16 protein-coding genes and 2 tRNA genes are annotated in these 21,815 nt (G+C 69.0%); 16 read left to right on the top strand and 2 right to left on the bottom strand.

What is annotated here, in order from left to right:
* Positions 1 to 394: 394 nt before the first annotated feature.
* Both ACWCPI_RS18825 and ACWCPI_RS18820 read left to right on the top strand, forming a co-directional pair.
* On the top strand, positions 395 to 589 hold the full coding sequence (locus ACWCPI_RS18825) for a hypothetical protein (RefSeq protein WP_030044846.1): 195 nt from the start codon (positions 395 to 397) through the stop codon (positions 587 to 589).
* 79 nt (positions 590 to 668) lie between these two features.
* Positions 669 to 2,795: a protein kinase domain-containing protein gene (locus ACWCPI_RS18820; RefSeq protein WP_451039162.1), complete on the top strand. Its 2,127-nt coding sequence runs from the start codon at positions 669 to 671 to the stop codon at positions 2,793 to 2,795.
* Between the two features lie 787 nt (positions 2,796 to 3,582).
* On the opposite strand, the gene ACWCPI_RS18815 is transcribed toward ACWCPI_RS18820, so the two are convergent.
* Positions 3,583 to 3,653, bottom strand: a tRNA-Gly gene (locus tag ACWCPI_RS18815).
* A 163-nt stretch (positions 3,654 to 3,816) separates the two neighbouring features.
* Here ACWCPI_RS18815 and ACWCPI_RS18810 point away from each other — a divergent pair.
* From ACWCPI_RS18810 to clpX, 5 genes are all read left to right on the top strand, one after another.
* Positions 3,817 to 3,893: transfer RNA gene (locus tag ACWCPI_RS18810), tRNA-Pro, on the top strand.
* A 211-nt stretch (positions 3,894 to 4,104) separates the two neighbouring features.
* Entirely contained in the window at positions 4,105 to 5,499 is a 1,395-nt protein-coding gene (gene tig / locus ACWCPI_RS18805; RefSeq protein ID WP_019756768.1) for a trigger factor, read from the top strand.
* Between the two features lie 266 nt (positions 5,500 to 5,765).
* Positions 5,766 to 6,371 carry an ATP-dependent Clp protease proteolytic subunit gene (locus ACWCPI_RS18800; protein WP_031476850.1) on the top strand — a complete coding sequence of 202 codons (606 nt, stop codon included), beginning with the start codon at positions 5,766 to 5,768 and terminating at the stop codon, positions 6,369 to 6,371.
* 70 nt (positions 6,372 to 6,441) lie between these two features.
* Complete coding sequence (locus tag ACWCPI_RS18795) at positions 6,442 to 7,122, top strand: ATP-dependent Clp protease proteolytic subunit (RefSeq protein WP_383410748.1); 681 nt, start codon at positions 6,442 to 6,444, stop codon at positions 7,120 to 7,122.
* 179 nt (positions 7,123 to 7,301) lie between these two features.
* Positions 7,302 to 8,585 (top strand): ATP-dependent Clp protease ATP-binding subunit ClpX, encoded by a 1,284-nt coding sequence (gene clpX / locus ACWCPI_RS18790; RefSeq protein ID WP_030967070.1) that lies wholly within the window; start codon positions 7,302 to 7,304, stop codon positions 8,583 to 8,585.
* Positions 8,586 to 8,654: 69 nt separating this feature from the next.
* Here the strand turns inward: clpX and ACWCPI_RS18785 are convergent, their stop codons facing one another.
* Positions 8,655 to 9,659 carry a hypothetical protein gene (locus ACWCPI_RS18785; RefSeq protein ID WP_451039161.1) on the bottom strand — a complete coding sequence of 335 codons (1,005 nt, stop codon included), beginning with the start codon at positions 9,657 to 9,659 and terminating at the stop codon, positions 8,655 to 8,657.
* Positions 9,660 to 9,795: 136 nt separating this feature from the next.
* On the opposite strand from ACWCPI_RS18785, the gene ACWCPI_RS18780 reads away from it, so the two are divergent.
* The 9 genes from ACWCPI_RS18780 (at position 9,796) to rodA (ending at position 21,772) form a co-directional block, all read left to right on the top strand.
* Entirely contained in the window at positions 9,796 to 12,420 is a 2,625-nt protein-coding gene (locus ACWCPI_RS18780) for a valine--tRNA ligase (protein ID WP_451039160.1), read from the top strand.
* Between the two features lie 196 nt (positions 12,421 to 12,616).
* Complete coding sequence (gene folC, locus ACWCPI_RS18775) at positions 12,617 to 14,119, top strand: bifunctional tetrahydrofolate synthase/dihydrofolate synthase (protein ID WP_451039159.1); 1,503 nt, start codon at positions 12,617 to 12,619, stop codon at positions 14,117 to 14,119.
* A gap of 3 nt (positions 14,120 to 14,122) precedes the next feature.
* The gene (locus ACWCPI_RS18770) at positions 14,123 to 14,479 is read left to right on the top strand and encodes a DUF4233 domain-containing protein (RefSeq protein ID WP_451039158.1); all 357 of its coding nucleotides are present in this window, start codon (positions 14,123 to 14,125) and stop codon (positions 14,477 to 14,479) included.
* Between the two features lie 66 nt (positions 14,480 to 14,545).
* Positions 14,546 to 14,959: a nucleoside-diphosphate kinase gene (gene ndk, locus ACWCPI_RS18765; protein WP_019756227.1), complete on the top strand. Its 414-nt coding sequence runs from the start codon at positions 14,546 to 14,548 to the stop codon at positions 14,957 to 14,959.
* Positions 14,960 to 15,225: 266 nt separating this feature from the next.
* The gene (locus ACWCPI_RS18760; RefSeq protein WP_019756228.1) at positions 15,226 to 16,245 is read left to right on the top strand and encodes a rod shape-determining protein; all 1,020 of its coding nucleotides are present in this window, start codon (positions 15,226 to 15,228) and stop codon (positions 16,243 to 16,245) included.
* A gap of 189 nt (positions 16,246 to 16,434) precedes the next feature.
* The gene (mreC, locus tag ACWCPI_RS18755; protein ID WP_451039157.1) at positions 16,435 to 17,484 is read left to right on the top strand and encodes a rod shape-determining protein MreC; all 1,050 of its coding nucleotides are present in this window, start codon (positions 16,435 to 16,437) and stop codon (positions 17,482 to 17,484) included.
* Between the two features lie 13 nt (positions 17,485 to 17,497).
* Positions 17,498 to 18,178 (top strand): rod shape-determining protein MreD, encoded by a 681-nt coding sequence (gene mreD / locus ACWCPI_RS18750; RefSeq protein WP_451039156.1) that lies wholly within the window; start codon positions 17,498 to 17,500, stop codon positions 18,176 to 18,178.
* A gap of 136 nt (positions 18,179 to 18,314) precedes the next feature.
* Complete coding sequence (gene mrdA / locus ACWCPI_RS18745) at positions 18,315 to 20,576, top strand: penicillin-binding protein 2 (RefSeq protein WP_451039155.1); 2,262 nt, start codon at positions 18,315 to 18,317, stop codon at positions 20,574 to 20,576.
* A complete protein-coding gene (gene rodA, locus ACWCPI_RS18740; protein WP_388799267.1) occupies positions 20,573 to 21,772 on the top strand; it encodes a rod shape-determining protein RodA in 1,200 nt (399 codons plus the stop codon). The genes mrdA and rodA overlap by 4 nt, the downstream gene beginning before the upstream one ends.
* The last annotated feature ends 43 nt before the right edge of the window (positions 21,773 to 21,815 follow it).

Below are 21,815 nucleotides of genomic sequence, written 5' to 3'. Positions count from 1 at the left end.
ATGACATGTGTACGACGAACATGCACCTGTCGGACACCTGTTGAGCACCCGCCTTGTCCGGATTCATCCCGACTAACACGTGCATATGGTCAGGATGCGGCTCCGGTGTAATGATCATTGTGCGGTGAATTCGAAATCCCTGCGAACACGTTGTGTGGCGATGGAAACGATCCTGTCGAATTCTCACTGCGAGTGTCCTGTCGAAATACTGTGCGGGCACTCCATGAGGGGTCGGTACGCACGAGGGAGCCGCACAGATCCGGCACAGGTGTGGCGAACGAAACGTCACGGGCCGCATAGCCGGGCCTGGTTGGTGGCACGATGGTTCTGGCGGGGGTGCGCTGGGTCGCGTCCCCGGGCCGGGAGAGCGGACCGACCGAGGGTGTGATCTGTTGTGGCCATTTCGCTGTCAGTGGTGTTGCTGTTGGCGATCATCTTGGTGGTGTTGATCCGTGGCGGTTCCCTGAAGGCCGGCCCTGCCGTCGTCGCCGTGCTGTTCGGCTTCTTCCTCGCCTCGACCGGCATGGCGGACGACATCCAGCGCTTCCTCAACTCGATAGCGGAGACCATCAACTCCATCCAGTTCTAGGGCCCGTGGGGCGGCCTGGAAACGTACGGATACCCTCGATCGTGATCGTCGAACGGTCCGGAACGGGGGGAACGTACGGATGGCGCTGCGCGAGACGGACCCGGCGGAGGTGGGCGGCTACCGGATCGAGGACCGCCTCGGCTCCGGCGGTATGGGCGTCGTGTACCTGGCCCGCTCCGCCTCCGGCCGTCGCCTCGCCGTCAAGGTCGTACACGCGCATTACGCCGACGACGACGAGTTCCGCATCCGCTTCCGCCGCGAGGTGGCCACCGCCCGCCAGGTCAGCGGCGCCTTCACCGCTCCCGTCGTGGACGCTGACGCCGACGCGCCGCGCCCATGGATGGCCACGCTCTACATAGCGGGCGAGGACCTCGGCACCCACGTCCGCCGCCACGGCCCGCTCCCGCCGCCGAAGGTGCGCGAACTCGCCGCCGGCCTCGCCGAGGCGCTCGGCGACATCCACCGCGCCGGCATGGTGCACCGGGATCTGAAACCGGCCAACGTGATGCTCGCCGAGGACGGCCCTCGCGTCATCGACTTCGGCATCTCCCGCGCCGCCGAGTTCGCCCCCGCCGACGTCCTCACCCAGACCGGCCGCGTGATGGGCACCCCGCCCTTCATGTCCCCCGAGCAGTTCTCCTCCCCCCACGACGTGGGACCGGCCGCCGACATCTTCTCCCTCGGCTCGGTCGTCGCGTACGCCGCGACCGGTCGAGGCCCGTTCGACAGCCCGACCCCCTACGAGACGGCCGTGCGGGTCGTCGACGGCGACCCGGAGCTCTACGGAGTACCGGACGAACTGCTTCCGTTCGTCCGCCTCTGCCTGGAGAAGAGCCCCAAGGCCCGCCCCGCCGCCGGCGAACTGCTCACCCTCCTGCGCGACGGCCGGCTGCCCGCCCCACGCCCCGCCCCCGAGCCGGCCGGCACCCCGCCACAGCCCCGCCGTCGACGCCGTGCCCGCCTGCTCCTCGCCTCCGCGCTGGGCGCCCTGCTGCTGGCCGTCGCGACCACCGTCACGGTGGTGGCGATCAACGCCGAGCCGCGCCCCGTCGAGCGTGACCTGCCTGCCGGATGGCGGGCCTGGGCCGAGAAGGCGAAGGGGCCGGAGGGCGCCGACGGCCCGTTCAAGCGCTGTGCCGCCGTCGACTCCTCCCTGGTCTGCGCGGGCGACGGCCTCATGGCCGCCCGGTTCACCCTCGCCGAGGGACGCAACACCTGGTCCCGGCCCCTGGACCCCACACCCGACGGCGGGACGTTCAGCGGGGACGGCGCGCTCATCACCACCCGCGGTGACGTCGTCTACACGTACGGCTCGGACGAGCAGGACAACGGGGACGAGCACATGACGACCGTCTACACGGTCCAGGCCCTGGACGCCGACACGGGCAAGGTGCTCTGGAAGGCCGTGACGGGCGACGGCGCCGGTTCCAGCGCCCCCGACGCCACCACGGGGTGGGCCACCGCCGTCCCCGGGGGCATCCTCACGATCCACGGCGACGAGGGAGACGCGTTCGCGCTCCTGGACGCCGACGACGGCAAGGTCCGCTGGAGGTACGAGCTGCCGGCGGGCTCGGACCCGACCAGCTGCTCGGTGCACGGCCCGGCGGGCGTCGCGTACGTCGTGTGCCAGTCCGACCTCGGGGCGGAGAGCACCGCGCGCACCCGCGTCGTCCAGCTCGACCCGGCCACCGGCCGGGCCCGCTGGACCGCCTCGGCCAAGGGCTCGCTGGGCATCCTGGGTCAGCGCGACGGACGCCTGGTGCTGGCCGACCGGTACTACGCCCGCCGCACCCTGACCCTGATCCACGTCTCGTCCCACGTGGTCACCACGGTCAAGCTGTCCCGCACCCAGCCGGAGAACGCCACCCTCCACCTCGCCCGCGGCACCCTGTACTCCGTCCTCCCCAGCGGCACCGTCCGCGCGATCGCCCCGCGGACCGGGCAGCAGCTCTGGGAGACCAACTCCACCCTGGAACTGCCGGGCCCGCCGGCCGTCACCGCGCACCGCGTCTACTTGGCGTCGCCCAGCGGCCGCCTGGCCGCCCTCAACACCCGCACGGGGAAGATCGAGGCCACACGCCCCGGACGGGACGACGGCGGCACCGACGGCCTCATCACCCCGGCGGCCCCGGTCCTCGCGGGCGACGCGCTCTACGTCTCGTACGGCGTTCGCTCGGTGTACTCCGTGGACGTACGGAGCCTGTGACCCCGCCGGCACGGCAAGCCTCCGGGGCACGGCGAACCCCAGGAACGCAAAAGGCCCAGGGAGAGACCTGGATTTATCCGAGGTGCTCGCCGCTGTTCCCCGTGGTTCCCCGACGGCCGCCGCCCTGTGATGCACGCAGGGGGCACGTGCGGCCTTCTGCGGGCTCGCCAAACTTTCGAGGCAGTCCTCGCCTGTTCACCCGCCGGGGGCGCTCCTGGCCCTGACTGAGGCGTGCTTTGCGCTTCTTGCATTCCCAAGGAAGGGGCGTAGCGTGCCAAAAGTACGCCAAAGGGGAGAAAGGGGCATTGCGTCATGGTGAAGCGCATAGGGCGGGTCGTAGCCGGTGCGGTGCTCGTGGGGGCTGGCGTCTTCGGTGCCTCGGCCCAGGCCTTCGCCACTCCGCAGCCTCCTACCAATGGCGGCAACGGTGCAGGTCAAAGCGGCCAGTGCACAGGACCTGCCGCAGAGCGTCCAACGTCTTGCCAGAGCCCTGGGGGTGTCAGCGGACGGTAATCGGTGATCTCGTGTGACCACCGCCGAACATAAGGCCCCGGGGAGTATCTCCGGGGCCCTCACGCTCGTGTCGCTCGTCCATGCCTCGTAGCGGTTGCACCTCGGGGGAGTGGGCTGCACGGTCGCTTCGAGCGGCGACCCCGCCAACAAGGCGGCGCGCGCGGGCCTTGATGATGCAGGGAAATTCCCAACACGGCGCACTGATCGGAGCCCCCCGAAAACGATCAGGGCCAGGCCGAGGAATCATCCTCCGACCTGGCCCTGAGCCGTTCAGAGCGGGCGACGGGAATCGAACCCGCGTAGCTAGTTTGGAAGACTAGGGCTCTACCATTGAGCTACGCCCGCACAGGACGCGCCGCAGGTCGGTGACCGCGGCACTGCAGGCATCGTAGCGGGTCGTGCCCCCTCGACGCACACCCGATTGCCGCCCGGGGCCGACCCGGTCGGTGCGCGCGAAATGCGGCGGCCCGACTGTCGGCGGGCATGTACCCTACGTGTCGCACCAGCACGGGGTGTGGCGCAGCTTGGTAGCGCGTCCGCTTTGGGAGCGGAAGGCCGTGGGTTCAAATCCCGCCACCCCGACCACGACCGGTCGACGCCCGGCCACATGCGCGGCGACCTCGTGCGATCGCGCCCCGTGATCGCCTTTGGGGGCGTCTCGCCGCTGCCGTTACTATGCAAGCTGCACGCCCGTGTGTCTCTCCGTACGAAGTCACGAAGTCCTCCGGGCGGCGAATTTGCCGGACCAGTCTGGCTCCGGCAGAACCCAAGAAGTCAGCCACAAGGAGACCGAACCGTGAAGAGCGCCGTGGAGACCCTGAACCCGACCCGGGTTCGGCTCACTGTCGAGGTGCCCTTCGAGGAGCTCAAGGACAGCCTCGACGCGGCGTACAAGAAGATCAACCAGCAGGTCACGGTGAAGGGCTTCCGCAAGGGCAAGATCCCGGCCCGCGTCATCGACCAGCGGTTCGGCCGCGGCGCCGTGCTGGAGGAGGCCGTCAACGACGCGCTCCCGAAGTTCTACACCGAGGCGGTCAACGAGGCCGAGCTCAACGTCCTGGGCCAGCCCGAGGTCGACATCACCGAGCTGAAGGACGGCGAGACGCTGAACTTCACCGCCGAGGTCGACGTCCGCCCCGCCATCGAGATCCCGGACTACTCCGGCATCGAGGTCGAGGTCGACGCGGTCGAGGTCACCGACGAGGACGTCGAGAAGTCCGTCGAGCAGCTGCGTGAGCGCTTCGCCTCCACCTCCCCGGTCGAGCGCGCCGCCGAGGACGGCGACGTCGTCACCATCGACCTGCAGGCCAAGGTCGACGGCGAGGTCCTGGAGGACGGCGTCGCCGAGGGCGTCTCCTACACGATCGGCTCCGGCGAGCTGCTGGACGGCATCGACGACGCCGTGAAGGGCCTGGAGGCGGGCGCCGAGGCCACCTTCACCTCCGAGCTCAAGGGCGGCTCCGCGGCCGGCAAGGAGGCCGAGGTCACCGTCAAGGTCACCCAGGTCGCCGCCCGCGAACTGCCCGAGCTGGACGACGAGTTCGCGCAGCTCGCCTCCGAGTTCGACACCCTCGAGGAGCTGAAGGCCGACAGCCGCAAGCGCCTTGAGAACATGAAGCAGTACGACCAGGCCACGCAGGCCCAGGAGCGCGTCCTGGAGAAGCTGCTGGAGCTCGTCGAGGTGCCCGTCCCCGAGAAGCTGCTCGAGGACGAGATCAACACCCGCAAGCACAACCTGGAGCACCACCAGCTCGGCCAGATGGGCCTCGACCTCGAGAAGTACCTCGAGATCCAGGGCAAGACGGTCGAGGAGTTCGACGCCGAGACCAAGGAAGCCGCGGTCAAGGGCATCAAGACGCAGTTCGTCCTCGACGAGCTCGTCAAGCAGGAGAAGCTGAACGTCAACCAGGAGGAGCTCACCGAGCACCTCATGCGTCGCGCCGCCTCCTCCGGCATGTCCCCCGACCAGTTCGCCCAGGCGGTCGTCGAGGGCGGCCAGGTTCCGCTCCTGGTCGGCGAGGTCGCCCGCGGCAAGGCCCTGGCCGTCGTGGTCGAGAAGGCCACGGTCAAGGACACCAACGGCGAGGTCATCGACATGACCGACGAGGACGAGGTCGAGCAGGCCACCGAGACGGTCGAGGCCGCCGAGGGCACCGCCGACGCCTCCGACGAGGAGAAGTCCGAGGGCTGAGCCCACGGCACCTTGTAGCTCGCAGGAACGGCCCCGGGGACGGTGTGACGCCCCGGGGCCCTTCTGTTGCCGTACGGGTGGGCAGCGGCCCGCACAGCGCGTCGCATGCGCTCACAGCGAACACTCCCGGAACCGGGATTGCGGCACAGGGCCACCGCGTTAGGGTCCATGAGTATGAGGGCAGGGGAGTCCCCGTTGCCCAAGCAGGACACGTGAGACGGCCCGGCGCCGTCGTAAGACGAGCAGGTGGATACGTGACGAATCTGATGCCCTCCGCCGCCGGCGAGCCTTCCATCGGCGGTGGCCTCGGCGACCATGTCTACAACCGGCTGCTCAACGAGCGGATCATCTTCCTCGGCCAGCCGGTCGACGACGACATTGCGAACAAGATCACCGCACAGCTGCTGCTCCTTGCCGCCGACCCGGACAAGGACATTTACCTGTACATCAACAGCCCGGGCGGTTCGATCACGGCCGGTATGGCGATCTACGACACCATGCAGTACATCAAGAACGACGTGGTGACCATCGCCATGGGCCTCGCCGCCTCGATGGGCCAGTTCCTGCTCAGCGCGGGCACCCCGGGCAAGCGCTTCGCGCTGCCGAACGCCGAGATCCTGATCCACCAGCCCTCCGCGGGCCTGGCCGGCTCGGCCTCCGACATCAAGATCCACGCTGAGCGGCTGCTGCACACGAAGAAGCGCATGGCCGAGCTGACGTCCCAGCACACCGGCCAGTCGGTCGAGCAGATCACCCGGGACTCGGACCGCGACCGCTGGTTCGACGCCTTCGAGGCCAAGGAGTACGGCCTCATCGACGACGTGATCGCCACGGCCGCCGGCATGCCGGGCGGCGGCGGCACCGGGGCCTGAGCCCCAGCGGATGGCCACAGCGCCCCCGCACAGCCCCCAGCCGACCGCCTCAGCCCCTAGGAGACAGACAGTGAACGACTTCCCCGGCAGCGGCCTGTACGACCGCACGCGTGCCGAGTACACCGGGCCCGCCGCCGAGTCCCGCTACGTGATCCCCCGCTTCGTCGAGCGCACCTCGCAGGGCATCCGTGAGTACGACCCGTACGCGAAGCTCTTCGAGGAGCGCGTGATCTTCCTCGGCGTGCAGATCGACGACGCCTCCGCCAACGACGTCATGGCGCAGCTGCTGTGCCTGGAGTCGATGGACCCCGACCGGGACATCTCGGTCTACATCAACAGCCCGGGCGGCTCCTTCACCGCGCTCACGGCCATCTACGACACGATGCAGTTCGTGAAGCCGGACATCCAGACGGTCTGCATGGGCCAGGCGGCCTCCGCCGCCGCCATCCTGCTGGCCGCGGGCACGCCCGGAAAGCGCATGGCGCTGCCGAACGCCCGCGTGCTGATCCACCAGCCGTACAGCGAGACCGGCCGCGGCCAGGTCTCCGACCTGGAGATCGCCGCCAACGAGATCCTCCGGATGCGCTCGCAGCTGGAGGAGATGCTGGCCAAGCACTCCACCACGCCGATCGAGAAGATCCGTGAGGACATCGAGCGCGACAAGATCCTCACGGCCGAGGACGCGCTGTCGTACGGGCTGATCGACCAGATCATCTCCACGCGGAAGATGAACAACGCCGACGTTCGCTGACGCGGACCCGGTATTGTCTGCTGCCCCTTGGCACGGTTTGGGACGGTGCACGTCAAAGTGAACCGCGCCAAGGGGGGCCCGAACGGGGGGCCAGGCAAGGTACCGTCGACATAAGGCAGCACCAGGAGCCGCTGGATCCGAAATGTCCAGTCGTCTCCCAGGCGAAGGGGAAGCACACCGTGGCACGCATCGGTGACGGCGGCGATCTGCTCAAGTGCTCGTTCTGCGGCAAGAGCCAGAAGCAGGTCAAGAAGCTCATCGCAGGCCCTGGTGTGTACATCTGCGACGAGTGCATCGATCTCTGCAACGAGATCATCGAGGAAGAGCTCGCGGAGACCAGTGAGGTCCGCTGGGAGGAACTCCCCAAGCCGCGCGAGATCTACGAGTTCCTCGAGGGCTACGTGGTCGGCCAGGAAGCGGCCAAGAAGGCGCTCTCCGTCGCCGTCTACAACCACTACAAGCGCGTCCAGGCCGGCGAGAACGGCGGCGCCCAAGGCCGTGACGACGCCATCGAGTTGGCGAAGTCCAACATCCTGCTGCTCGGCCCCACCGGCTCCGGCAAGACACTCCTCGCCCAGACCCTGGCGCGCATGCTGAACGTCCCCTTCGCCATCGCCGACGCCACGGCGCTGACGGAGGCCGGATACGTCGGCGAGGACGTCGAGAACATCCTCCTGAAGCTGATCCAGGCGGCCGACTACGACGTCAAGAAGGCCGAGACCGGGATCATCTACATCGACGAGATCGACAAGGTCGCGCGCAAGAGTGAAAATCCGTCGATCACCCGGGACGTGAGCGGCGAGGGCGTCCAGCAGGCCCTGCTGAAGATCCTTGAGGGCACCACCGCCTCGGTCCCGCCGCAGGGCGGCCGTAAGCACCCGCACCAGGAGTTCATCCAGATCGACACGACGAACGTCCTGTTCATCGTGGGCGGCGCGTTCGCGGGCCTGGAGAAGATCATCGAGTCCCGGGCCGGCGCCAAGGGCATCGGGTTCGGCGCGACGATCCGCTCCAAGCGCGAGCTGGAGGCCAAGGACCAGTTCGAGGACGTCATGCCGGAGGACCTGGTCAAGTTCGGCATGATCCCCGAGTTCATCGGCCGACTGCCCGTCATCACGAGCGTGCACAACCTGGACCGCGAGGCACTCCTCCAGATCCTGGTCGAGCCCCGCAACGCGCTGGTGAAGCAGTACCAGCGTCTCTTCGAACTCGACGGCGTCGAGCTCGACTTCGAGCGAGAGGCCCTGGAGGCCATCGCCGACCAGGCCATCCTCCGCCAGACCGGCGCACGCGGTCTGCGCGCCATCATGGAGGAGGTGCTGCAGGGCGTGATGTACGAGATCCCGTCCCGCAAGGACGTGGCCCGTGTCGTCATCACCGCCGACGTCGTCCACTCGAACGTGAACCCGACGCTGATCCCGCGGGACGCGCGCCGCGGTCCGGGCGAGCAGAAGTCGGCGTAGCCGAACCCGTACGCCCGAAGGGGCCCCGGTCGACCGACCGGGGCCCCTTCGTCGTCGAGGCGTACGGTGTCAGGCCTTGACGCGGATCTCCTGGCGCACCTTCGACGTGATGTCGACGGCCACGTCCTTGGTGATGTCCTTGGTGGCGTCGTTGGGCTGCACCATGGTGAGGGTGCTGTAGTCGGCCCAGACGCAGAACCAGTTGGTCTTCTGCTTCTTCGTCACGAAGTCCTGGCCCTTGGCGGCCTGGCACTTCATGACCGCGCCGTCGATGTCGGCTTCCTCAGGGTCGCCGACCAGTTCGGTCTTGGGAGTGCTGCTGGAGGAGGAGCTCTGCTCGGACGACTTCTTGATACTCGCGAAGAAGGCGTCCAGGGCCTTCTCCGGGTCGGAGATCTCACCGTAGGCACCTACGTACGTGATGCCCCTGGAGGTCGCCAGCTCGGTCAGGTCGGGCGCCTTGCTGTTCGGGTCGCTGGGGTCGAAGTCGGAGAGGTCGGTGGTCGAGTAGCCGCCGAGTACGGTCGTGGCGTTCTTGACGCCGCTCTTCTCCAGTTCCGACACGGGGTCGTCGCCGCTGCCGCCACTCGACGTCTGGCCGTCCTTGGTGGCCCGCGTGTACTCGCCGAGCAGCTTCTCCGGCGTCGCCAGCTTGTGCGCCCCGTCGTCCTCAAGGCCGCCCGCTCCGCCGCTCGCGCCGAACACGAAGTACGCCCCCACACCGATCGCGGCCACGACGGCCACCGCGCCGATGATCAGGCCGGCCTTCTTGCCGCCGCCACCCGGCGCCGGCGGCTGGGGCATCCCGTACGGGGCCTGGCCGTACGGCGGCTGGGGCTGCTGTCCGTAGGGGGGCTGGGGCTGCTGGCCGTACGGGTTCGGCTGCTGGGGCGGGACGCCCGGGGCCTGCTGCGGGTAGCCGTAACCGGGCTGGGGCTGGGGCGGGGGAGCCTGCTGGGGGTAGCCGTAGCCGGGCTGGGGTGCCTGCGGCGGCTGGCCGTACGGACCCGGCTGGCCGTACGGGCCGGGCTGCTGGGGCTGCCCGCCGTACGGGCCCGGCTGGTTGTAGCTCATTTCTGGGTTCCCCTCCAGATGCTTATGCGTTCACGACATCCTGGCGCAAAGCCAATGGACGCACGGCATCGGGGGGCGCACCGTTACAGAACAAACGCGTTTCGGGACACGCCCGGGACACCCCTAAACTGAGCCCGTGACCGAGAACGCTCAGCAGCAGCCACCAGCGCCCGACACCGAACTGCCGACCCAGTACGCGCCGGCCGACGTAGAGGGGCCGCTGTACGAGCGCTGGGTGGAGCGGGGTTACTTCGAGGCCGACGCGAAGAGCGAGAAGCCCGCGTACACCATCGTCATCCCGCCGCCGAACGTCACGGGCAGCCTGCACCTCGGGCACGCCTTCCAGCACACGCTCATGGACGCCCTCACCCGCCGCAAGCGCATGCAGGGCTATGAGTCGCTGTGGCTGCCGGGCATGGACCACGCCGGTATCGCCACGCAGAACAAGGTCGAGCAGCAGCTCGCCGAGGAGGGCAAGTCCCGGCACGACCTCGGCCGTGAGCCGTTCGTCGAGCGCGTCTGGCAGTGGAAGGAGGAGTACGGCGGGAAGATCCTCGGCCAGATGCGGCGCCTCGGCGACGGCGTCGACTGGAGCCGCGAGCGGTTCACCATGGACGAGGGGCTGTCCAAGGCCGTCCTCACCATCTTCAAGAAGCTGTACGAGGACGAGCTGATCTACCGCGCCGAGCGCATCATCAACTGGTGCCCGCGCTGTCTGACGGCCATCTCCGACATCGAGGTCGAGTACCAGGAGGACGACGGCGAGCTCGTCTCCATCAAGTACGGCGAGGGGGACGAGACCCTCGTCGTCGCCACGACCCGTGCCGAGACCATGCTCGGTGACACCGCCGTCGCCGTCCACCCCGACGACGAGCGCTACCGGCACCTGATCGGCAAGCGCATCAAGCTGCCGCTGACCGACCGCCACATCCCGGTCGTCGCCGACAGCCACGTCGACCCCGAGTTCGGCACCGGCGCCGTCAAGGTGACCCCGGCCCACGACCCGAACGACTTCGCGATCGGCCAGCGGCACGGCCTGGAGTCCATCACCGTCATGGACGAGCGGGCGGTCATCACCGCGCACGGCCCGTTCCAGGGCCTGGACCGCTTCGAGGCCCGCGCCGCCATCGTCGGCGCGCTGCGCTCGCAGGGCCGGATCGTCGCCGAGAAGCGCCCGTACGTCCACTCCGTCGGCCACTGCTCGCGCTGCAAGACCACCATCGAGCCGCGCCTGTCCATGCAGTGGTGGGTCAAGGTCGGCCCGCTCGCCAAGGCCGCCGGTGACGCGGTCCGCGACGGCCGGGTGAAGATCCACCCGGAGGACATGTCGAAGCGCTACTTCGACTGGGTCGACAACATGAACGACTGGTGCATCTCGCGCCAGTTGTGGTGGGGCCACCGCATCCCGATCTGGTACGGCCCGAACGGCGAGATCGTCTGCGTCGGCCCGGACGAGGAGCCGCCGACGGGTGAGGGCTGGACGCAGGACACGGACGTCCTCGACACCTGGTTCTCGTCCGGCCTGTGGCCGTTCTCCACCCTGGGCTGGCCCGAACAGACCGAGGACCTGCGGAAGTTCTACTCCACCGACGTCCTCCTCACCGGCCACGACATCATCTTCTTCTGGGTCGCCCGGATGATGATGTTCGGCCTGTACGCGATGGACGGCGAGGTTCCGTTCAAGACCATCGCGCTGACCGGCCTGGTCCGCGACGAGCGCGGCAAGAAGATGTCGAAGTCCTTCGGCAACGTCGTCGACCCGCTCGACTGGATGGACAAGTACGGCTCCGACGCCGTCCGCTTCACCCTCGCCCGCGGCGCCAACCCCGGCACCGACGTGCCGATCGGCGAGGACTGGGTCCAGGCGTCGCGGAACTTCGCCAACAAGATCTGGAACGCCACGCGCTTCGCGCTGATGAACGGCGCCACCGTCGAGGGCCCGCTTCCCGACCCGGCCGCCATGTCGGCGACGGACCGCTGGATCCTCTCCCGCCTCAACAAGACGGTCGCCGACGTCGACGCGTTCTACGAGGACTTCCAGTTCGCCAAGCTCTCGGACGCCCTGTACCACTTCGCGTGGGACGAGGTCTTCGACTGGTACGTCGAGCTGTCCAAGACGACGTTCGCCGCGGGCGGCGAGGGTGCCGAGGTCTCCAAGCGCGTCCTCGGCGAGGTCCTGGACGTCACGCTGAAGCTGCTGCACCCGGTGGTCCCGTTCGTCACGGAGACCCTGTGGACCACGCTCACCGGCGGTGAGTCCGTGGTCGTCGCCGAGTGGCCGACGGACAGCGGCTTCAGGGACGAGGCGGCGGAGCAGGAGATCGCCGTCCTCCAGCAGGTCATCACCGAGGTCCGCCGCTTCCGCGCCGACCAGGGACTGCAGCCGGGCCAGCGGGTCCCGGCCCGCCTGACGCTGGACGGCACCGCGCTCGCCCCGCACGAGCCGGCCATCCGCCAGCTGCTGCGCCTGCAGCCGGAGGGCGAGGAGTTCTCGGCCACGGCGACGCTGCCGGTCGCGGGTGCGGAGGTCGCGCTGGACCTCTCCGGCGCGATCGACGTCGCGGCCGAACGCAAGCGCCTGGCCAAGGACCTCGCCGCCGCCGAGAAGGAGAAGGCCCAGGCGACGGCCAAGCTCGGCAACGAGGCGTTCCTGGCGAAGGCGCCGGACCAGGTGGTGGACAAGATCCGTACGCGGCTGGCGAAGGCCGACGAGGACATCGCCCGGATCGCCGCCCAGCTGGAGCGCCTGCCGCAGGCGTAGTGGTGCGTACGATCACGAAGGCCCTCGGTGCTGTCGGCGCCGGGGGCCTTCGCCGACTCTCTCGGGGGCGCGGGGCCTTGTGGACACAGGGCCGCGCGGTGTGCGCACCACCAGCCGCAGTCGGCCACCGGCCGCCCGACGCCATCAGCCCCTACTCCGAAGGCACGCTGTCAGTCCCCCTCCGTAGACTGGCCCCGTGAGCGACCAGAACGAGCCCGACCCCCTCGACTCCTTCGAAGAGATCATCGCGGCCGAGACCGACCGCGACCCCGACCTCGCCGTCATCGAGGCCGGCAGCCGCACCCTGCGCACCCAGGGCGGCCCGCCGCAGGCCGACGTGCCCGCGCGCCCGGAGGACCCCGAGGTCGACAAGGCCCTGCGCGAGGTCGAGACGGAGTTGGCGACACGCTGGGGCGAGACCAAGCTGGAGCCCTCCGTCGCCCGCATCGCCGCGCTCATGGACGTGCTGGGCGAGCCGCAGCGGTCGTACCCCTCGATCCACATCACGGGCACGAACGGCAAGACGTCGACCGCCCGCATGATCGAGGCCCTCCTCGGCGCCTTCGAGCTGCGCACCGGCCGCTACACCTCCCCGCACGTCCAGTCGATCACCGAGCGGATCAGCCTCGACGGCGCCGCGATCTCCGCCGAGCGCTTCGTCGAGACGTACCAGGACATCAAGCCGTACATCGAGATGGTCGACGCCTCCCAGGAGTACCGTCTGTCCTTCTTCGAGGTGCTCACCGGCATGGCGTACGCCGCCTTCGCGGACGCGCCGGTCGATGTCGCGGTCGTCGAGGTGGGGATGGGCGGCTCCTGGGACGCCACCAACGTCATCGACGGTGACGTCGCCGTCGTGACCCCCATAGACCTCGACCACACCGATCGGCTGGGCGGGACGCCGGGCGAGATCGCGGCGGAGAAGGCCGGCATCGTCAAGCAGGGCGCCACCGTGATCATGGCCCAGCAGCCGGTGGACGCCGCCCAGGTGCTGCTGAAGAAGGCCGTGGAGGTCGACGCCACCGTGGCCCGTGAGGGGCTGGAGTTCGGCGTCGTGGCGCGGCAGGTCGCCGTCGGCGGCCAGCTGGTCACCCTGCGCGGACTGGGCGGTGAGTACCCCGAGGTGTACCTGCCGCTGCACGGTGCGCACCAGGCGCACAACGCCGCCGTCGCCCTGGCCGCCGTCGAGGCGTTCTTCGGTGTCGGTGCCGCCCGTGCCGAGCCGCTGGACATCGACACGGTCCGCAAGGCGTTCGCGGCCGTCGCCTCGCCGGGGCGGATGGAGGTCGTACGGCGCTCCCCGACCGTCGTGCTCGACGCCGCCCACAACCCGGCCGGCGCGCGGGTCACCGCCGAGGCCGTGGGGGAGGCCTTCGACTTCAGCCGGCTGATCGGTGTCGTCGGCGCGAGCGGCGACAAGAACGTCCGAGGGCTGCTGGAGGCCTTCGAGCCGATCTTCGCCGAGGTCGTCGTCACGCAGAACTCCTCGCACCGGGCCATGGACGCCGACGAGCTCGCCGCCATCGCCGTCGAGGTCTTCGGTGACGAGCGCGTGCAGGTCGAGCCGCGGCTGCCGGACGCCCTGGAGGCCGCGATCACGCTGGCCGAGGAGGAGGGCGAGTTCGCGGGTGGCGGAGTGCTGGTCACCGGGTCCGTCATCACGGTCGGCGAGGCCCGGCTGCTGCTGGGGAAGGGTTGAGTCGTGCGCACGCTCTGTTCCTCCACCCTGATCGGTGAGTTCTTCGTCATCGGCTTCGCCGGTCTGGTCGCCATGAAGGACCCCGACCTGTCCATGGGGCAGGTGTGGACGGTCTGCGGTGTCGCGATGTTCCTGTGCGTCCTGCTGTGCGGCCTGGTGACCCGCCCCGGTGGCGTCGCCCTGGGCTGGGCCCTGCAGATCGCCCTCATCGCCTCCGGCTTCGTCGTCCCCACGATGTTCATCCTCGGCGTGGTCTTCGCGGCGCTGTGGTGGGCCTCGGTGCACTACGGCAGGAAGGTCGACGAGGCGAAGGCGAGATTCGCCGCTCAGAGCGACTCCTCCACGGCTGACGCTGCGTAACAAGGGTCCGGACACGCCCTGTAACCTCATCCCACCGCACCACCGGCAGTAAGAAGGAGCCCTCCCGTGACCCAGCGCACCCTCGTCCTCCTCAAGCCCGACGCCGTCCGTCGAGGCCTGACCGGCGAGATCATCAGCCGTATCGAGCGCAAGGCCGGCTGGCAGATCACCGCGCTGGAGCTGCGCACCCTGGACCAGGACACGCTGGAGCAGCACTACGGCGAGCACAAGGGCAAGCCCTTCTACGAGCCGTTGGTGGAGTTCATGGCCTCCGGTCCGGTCGTCGCCCTGATCGTCGAGGGCGAGCGGGTCATCGAGGGGCTGCGCCAGCTCGCCGGCCCGACCGACCCCATCGCTGCGGCGCCCGGCTCCATCCGTGGTGACTACGGCGTGATCGTGCGCGAGAACCTCATCCACGCTTCCGACTCCGAGGAGTCCGCCGAGCGCGAGGTGAAGATCTTCTTCCCGGGCCGCGCCTGAACCCCACACCGGGCCCGAACCGGGGCGGTCGCGAAAGCCGGCCGCCCCGCGGCATATGCGTGGCGATCGAGGGAACGAGTGCCCCCGATGGCCCGTCTCCACAAGCGGGGCGGCTCGCCATCTGATGACAATGGCGAATACCCTCCCGCAGTGTTCGCGAAGGCACGTCTACGATGGAAGCCTTCACGTCACAGCACCCACTTCGCCGACCTGAAAAGCCGTCAAAAGCTCCCAGGAAGGCCAGACGAATCCTGATGGGGAACTCAATGTCGTTCATCGGCCGTGACATGGCTGTCGACCTCGGGACCGCCAACACGCTGGTGTACGTCAGGGGTCGCGGGATCGTACTCAACGAGCCGTCCGTGGTCGCGATCAACACCAACACCGGTGGCATCCTCGCGGTCGGTGCCGAAGCGAAGAAGATGATCGGGCGCACGCCCGGCAACATCGTTGCCGTACGTCCGCTGAAGGACGGCGTGATCGCCGACTTCGAGATCACCGAGCGGATGCTCCGCTACTTCATCCTGAAGATCCACAAGCGGCGGTATCTGGCTCGTCCGCGGGTCGTCGTCTGTGTGCCCTCCGGTATCACCGGTGTCGAGCGCCGCGCCGTCATCGAGGCGTCGTCCCAGGCCGGCGCCCGCCAGGTGCACATCATCGAGGAGCCCATGGCCGCGGCCATCGGCTCCGGCCTGCCGGTCCACGAGGCCACGGGCAACATGGTGGTCGACATCGGCGGCGGCACCACGGAGGTCGCGGTCATCTCCCTCGGCGGCATCGTCACCGCCCAGTCCATCCGCGTCGCGGGCGACGAGCTCGACAACGCGATCATCCAGCACATCAAGAAGGAGTACTCCCTTCTGCTGGGTGAGCGCACGGCCGAGCAGATCAAGATCACGATCGGTTCGGCGTACGACCTCGATGCTGACGAACACACCGAAATCCGTGGCCGGGATCTCGTCTCCGGGCTGCCGAAGACCGTCGTCGTCTCCGCGGCCGAGGTACGCAAGGCCATCGAGGAACCGGTCAACGCGATCGTGGACGCGGTGAAGACAACCCTCGACAAGTGCCCGCCCGAGCTGTCCGGCGACATCATGGACCGCGGAATCGTTCTGACCGGCGGCGGAGCGCTGCTGCGCGGTCTCGACGAGCGGCTGCGGCGCGAGACCGGCATGCCGATCCACATCGCCGAGGACCCGCTGGACAGCGTGGCGCTCGGCTCCGGCAAGTGCGTCGAGGAGTTCGAGGCGTTGCAGCAGGTGCTGGACGCCCAGCCGCGCAGATGACGTAACTCTTCGATTCCGCCGTACGGGATGACCCCCTCTCGTACGGCGGATCGTTGATATAGAGGCATAAGCTTCCGAAGAGCCTCGAAACCCGCATACGAACCACACGTACGAACCCCCATACGGACCCTTTGCGGTTATTCCCGGGGGTTTCCCGAATTCCTATGAGGAAGGGCACGGCCGCCGCACGTGAGGGACACACGAGAGAGCCGGCTGCTCCTGGTGCTGCTGATCGCCATCGCTTTCGCGCTGATCACGGTGGACATCCGCGGCGGTGAGGACTCCCCTGTCGACGGCGCCCGCTCCGCCGCGGCCGCGGTCTTCGGCCCGATCGAGAGCGGTGTGTCCTCGGCGGTCGACCCGGTCGGCAACGCGGTCGCCGCGATCCGCGACTCGGGCGAGCGCCACGACCGGCTCGCCCGGCTGGAGCAGGAGAACGCCGCCCTCAAGGCCGAGCTCGGCAGCGACGACCGCAACCGCAGCAGGCTCAAGCAGCTCGACAAGATGATCAAGATCGCCGGGGAGGGTCAGTACGGCATCAAGGGTGCCCAGGTCATCGCCATAGGAGCGGCCCAGGGCTTCTCGTGGACGATCACCATCGACGTCGGCGCCAACGACGGCATCCAGCGCGACATGACCGTCCTCAACGGGGACGGCCTGGTCGGGCGGGTGACGACGGTGGGCCCGAACACCGCGACCGTGCTCCTCGCCAACGACCCCGACTTCACCGTCGGCACCCGTATGGAGTCCAGCGACGAACTCGGCTTCGCCTCCGGCCAGGGCGACCGGCCGCTGCGCGTCGAACTCCTCAACGGCAAGGCCGAGGTGAAGAAGGGCGACCGCCTCGTCACCTTCGGCTCCCAGGCCGACAAGCCCTTCGTGCCCGGTGTCCCCGTCGGCATCGTCTCCCGCGTCGACCCGTCCGGCGGCAACCTGACCCGCACCCTCTACGTCACGCCGTACGTCGGGTTCAGCAAGCTCGACATCGTCGGCGTCGTCGTCCGGGCCCCCGCGAAGAACCCGCGCGACACGGTGCTCCCCGACAAGCCGAAGCCGACCCCCAGGCCGACCGTGACGGTCACCGTCACCCCGGGCGCCGAAGCCCCGGGCGACGGCCAGGACCAGCCGCGGGCGGACGGCAGCACCGACCCTCTGACCGAGGGTCAGAACGAGCCGCAGGCCGACGGGCCGTACGAGCCACCGGTCTACGGCCAGAACCAGTACGAGCAAGAGCAGTAGGAGCTGAAGCCTGATGCGCGTCAACCGAATCCTGCTCTCCTCCTCGCTGGTCGTCGTCGCCCTGGTGATCCAGGTCAGCGTCCTCGCCCGGCTCCACCTCCCGGGCGCCGTACCCGACCTGATGCTCCTGACGGTGCTGGGCCTCGCTCTGGTCTACGGCCATGTCGGCGGCGCCCTCGTCGGCTTCGGGGCCGGACTGCTCGCCGACCTCGCCCCGCCGGCCGACCACGCCGCCGGTCGCTACGCACTGGTGCTGTGCGTCATCGGCTACCTCGCCGGGCTCGCCAAGCCGGAGAACGGCCGGCTGAAGTCGGCCACCGGACCGATGGTCGTCGTGGTCGCCGCCGCGATCGGCTCGACCCTGCTGTACGCCGGTGTCGGCGCCCTCGTCGGCGACACCGCCGCCCGCCATGTCGGCCTGGGCAGCCTGCTGTTCACGGCCGCGCTGTACGACCTGCTGCTCGCGCCGTTCGTCGTCCCCGGGATCATGGCGCTCGCGCGGCGCGCGGAGAACGACCCGCTCGCCGAGTCCAACTCCCAGGCGAAGAAGCCCAGCATCTCCTCCGGCTGGCTCTCCGGCGGCACGGGCCTGCGCATCGGCGGCCAGCGCGGCGGGCTGGGCGGCCTGAAGGTGAGGGCGGTGCGGGCACGGACGGCGCGTGCCGGACGCATCAAGGGGGTCAAGCGGCTGTGACCGCACAGGAGTTCACCACAACGGGTGACGATCGGCGGAACCGCGCCGCGAGGGCCGGTCGTTCCTCACTCGTACACAGTCCGTCGTCATTCGTGCACGCCCATCCGTCCACACGCTGAGAGGGGGAGCGACAGACGTGACCAACATTCCCGAGACGGGGCGGACGCCACGCGTCCAGATCCGGCTCGTCGTGATCCAGATCCTCGTCCTCTCTCTCCTCGGCACGCTCGGCGGGCGCCTGTGGTACCTGCAGATCCGCGAGGGAGACGCCTACGCCAAGGAGGCGTCGGGCAACCACGTCCAGCAGGTCGTCCAGCCGGCCGTGCGCGGTTCGATCCTGGACGCGCGCGGAGTGGCGCTCGCCGACAACGAGACACGACTGGTGGTCTCGGCCTCGCGTACGGACCTGCTGAAGATGAAGGACGACGGCAAGGGCGTGCTGACCAAGCTGGCCGGCGTCCTGGGCATGAAGCCCAAGGAGGTCATGGACAAGGTCCGGCTGTGCGACTCCGAGACACCGCAGCCGTGCTGGAACGGCTCGCCGTACCAGCCGATCCCGATCACGGACGAGGCCACCCCCAAGCAGGCCCTGCAGATCCGTGAGCGGGCGGAGGACTTCCCCGGGATCACCGCCGAGCCGCAGGCGCTGCGCCGCTACCCGAGCCCGGGTGCGGCCAACACCGCCCAGGTACTGGGCTATCTCTCGCCCGTCACCGACGAGGAGCTCCAGAAGGCGCAGGACAGCGACTCGCCGTACCTGCGTTCGGACCAGGTGGGACGCTCGGGCCTGGAGCGTCAGTACGACAAGGAACTGCGCGGCAAGGCGGGCGTGACCCGCTACGAGGTCGACAACCTGGGCCGGGTGATCGGCCAGGCCAAGGCCGATCCGGCACAGGCCGGCTCCAACCTGGTCACCAGCATCGACGCCCGGGTGCAGCGGGTCGCCGAGTACGAGCTGAACCAGGCGATGAAGGACGCCCGCAAGGAGTGGGACCGCAACACCAACGAGCGGTACAAGGCCGACTCGGGCGCGGTCGTGGTGATGGAGGCCAAGACCGGTCGCATCGTCGCCATGGCGTCCAACCCGAGCTACGACCCCAACGCATGGGTCGGGGGCATCTCCGCCAAGGACTACAAGAAGCTCACCGGCAAGTCCTCCAACTACCCGCTGCTCAACCGCGCCATCCAGGGCCAGTCCGCCCCCGGCTCGGTCTTCAAGGTGATCCCCACGGCCGCCGCGGTCAACGCCGGCTACTCCTTCAACGGCCCGTACGAATGCTCCAGCTCGTACTCGATCGGCGGCCAGGTCTTCAAGAACTTCGAGTCCAAGGGGTACGGCCCGATCAGCCTCGGCCGGGCCCTGGAGGTCTCCTGCGACACCGTCTTCTACCGGCTCTCCCACCAGGAGTGGAAGCGCGACGGCGGCACCAAGCCGAAGAAGAACGCCCAGGACTGGTTCTACAAGACGGCGCACCAGTTCGGCCTCGGCGCGGAGACCGGCATCGACCTGCCCAACGAGGTCACCGGGCGCGTCCCGGACCGCAAGTGGAAGCAGGACTACTGGAAGGCCAACAAGGACGCCTGGTGCCGCTACGGCAAGAAGGGCGGCTCGTACGCCGAGCGCATCGCCTACGAGAACTGCCTCGAAGGCAACCGCCTGCGCGCCGGTGACTCCGTCAACTACTCCATCGGACAGGGCGACACCCTGGTCACCCCGATCCAGATGGCCACCATCTACGCGGCCATCTCCAACGGCGGCACCCTGTACGACCCGACCGTCGGCAAGGCCATCATCAGCGCCGACGGCAGGACCGTCCAGGAGATCAAGCCCAAGCCCCACGGCAAGCTGCCCATAAGCAGGCAGACGCTGGCCGAGATGGACGAGGCCCTCGCCGGCGTCGCCACCCGCGGTACGGCCGCCTGGCGGTTCGCGGACGTCGGCTGGCCCCAGGACAAGATCCCGATGCACGCCAAGACCGGTACCGCGGAGGTCTACGGCAAGCAGACGACCTCGTGGTTCGCCACGTACACCAAGGACTACTCGGTCGTCATGACGATCTCCCAGGGTGGTACGGGCTCCGGGGCCTCGGGCCCGGCCGTCCGCAACATCTACGACGCGCTGTACGGCGTCTCCGACGACGGCACGATCAGCAAGAAGAACGCGCTGCTGCCGACGCCGCAGAAGAGCCTGCCGAAGGTCCGGACGGACGGGACCATCGCCTCGCCGAAGGTCGGCAAGGACCCGGCGAAGGAGCAGCGGGCCAGTCAGAAGGGCAGCGACGCGCCGGACGGGCAGCAGCTCGCCGGGACGGTGTCGACGCCGACGCCGGAGAACCGGGACACCCGGCGCCGACGGCACGGGAACCGCAGGCGGGGAAGCCGGAGGATGCTCACATGACCGGCGCCAACAGCTTCCAGGTCTCCGGGTACGGGCCCGAACGGGCGGGCTGGACCCGCCTGTTCGCCCGCGACTCGCTCGCCCGCCGGCTCGACTGGCCGATACTGCTGGCGGCGCTGGCCCTGTCGATGCTCGGCACGCTCCTGGTGTACTCGGCGACCCGCAACCGCACCGAGCTCAACCAGGGCGACCAGTACTACTTCCTGGTCCGCCATCTGCTGAACACCGGCATCGGCCTGGCCCTGATGGTCGGCACGGTCTGGCTCGGCCACCGCACCCTGCGCACGGCCGTGCCGATCCTGTACGGCGTCTCGGTCTTCCTGATCCTGCTGGTGCTCACCCCGCTCGGCTCCACCATCAACGGCGCCCACTCCTGGATCAAGCTCCCCGGCGGCTTCTCCCTGCAGCCCTCCGAGTTCGTGAAGGTCACGATCATCCTGGGCATGGCGATGCTGCTGGCGACGAGAGTGGACGCGGGGGACAAGCAGTACCCCGACCACCGCACCGTGGTGCAGGCACTGGGCCTGGCGGCGGTGCCGATGCTGATCGTGCTGCTCATGCCCGACCTCGGCTCGGTCATGGTGATGGTGGTGATCGTGCTGGGCGTGCTGCTCGCGTCCGGCGCCTCCAACCGCTGGGTCTTCGGCCTGATCGGCACGGGCACCTTGGGGGCGATCACGGTCTGGCAGCTGGGCGTCCTGGACGACTACCAGATCGCCCGTTTCGCGGCCTTCGCCAACCCGGAGCTCGATCCGGCGGGCGTCGGCTACAACACCAACCAGGCGCGTATCGCGATCGGTTCGGGCGGGCTCACCGGTGCCGGGCTGTTCCACGGCTCGCAGACGACCGGACAGTTCGTCCCCGAACAGCAGACCGACTTCGTCTTCACCGTGGCGGGCGAGGAGCTGGGCTTCGTCGGTGGCGGGCTGATCATCCTGCTGCTCGGCGTGATCCTGTGGCGGGCCTGCCGTATCGCGCGTGAGACGACCGAGCTGTACGGGACGATCGTGGCGGCGGGCATCGTCGCGTGGTTCGCCTTCCAGTCGTTCGAGAACATCGGGATGACGCTCGGGATCATGCCGGTGACCGGTCTGCCGTTGCCGTTCGTGTCCTACGGCGGATCGTCGATGTTCGCGGTGTGGGTGGCGGTGGGCTTGCTGCAGTCGATCCGGGTGCAACGGCCGATGTCGGCCTGAGCCCGGCCGGGCTCAGGCAGGGAGACCCTGTCGTCCCGTCGAG

This window comes from Streptomyces sp. NPDC001920 (assembly GCF_053594495.1).
The sequence above is the reverse complement of the archived record's forward strand: the minus strand, read 5'-3'. Positions and strand labels throughout refer to the sequence as shown.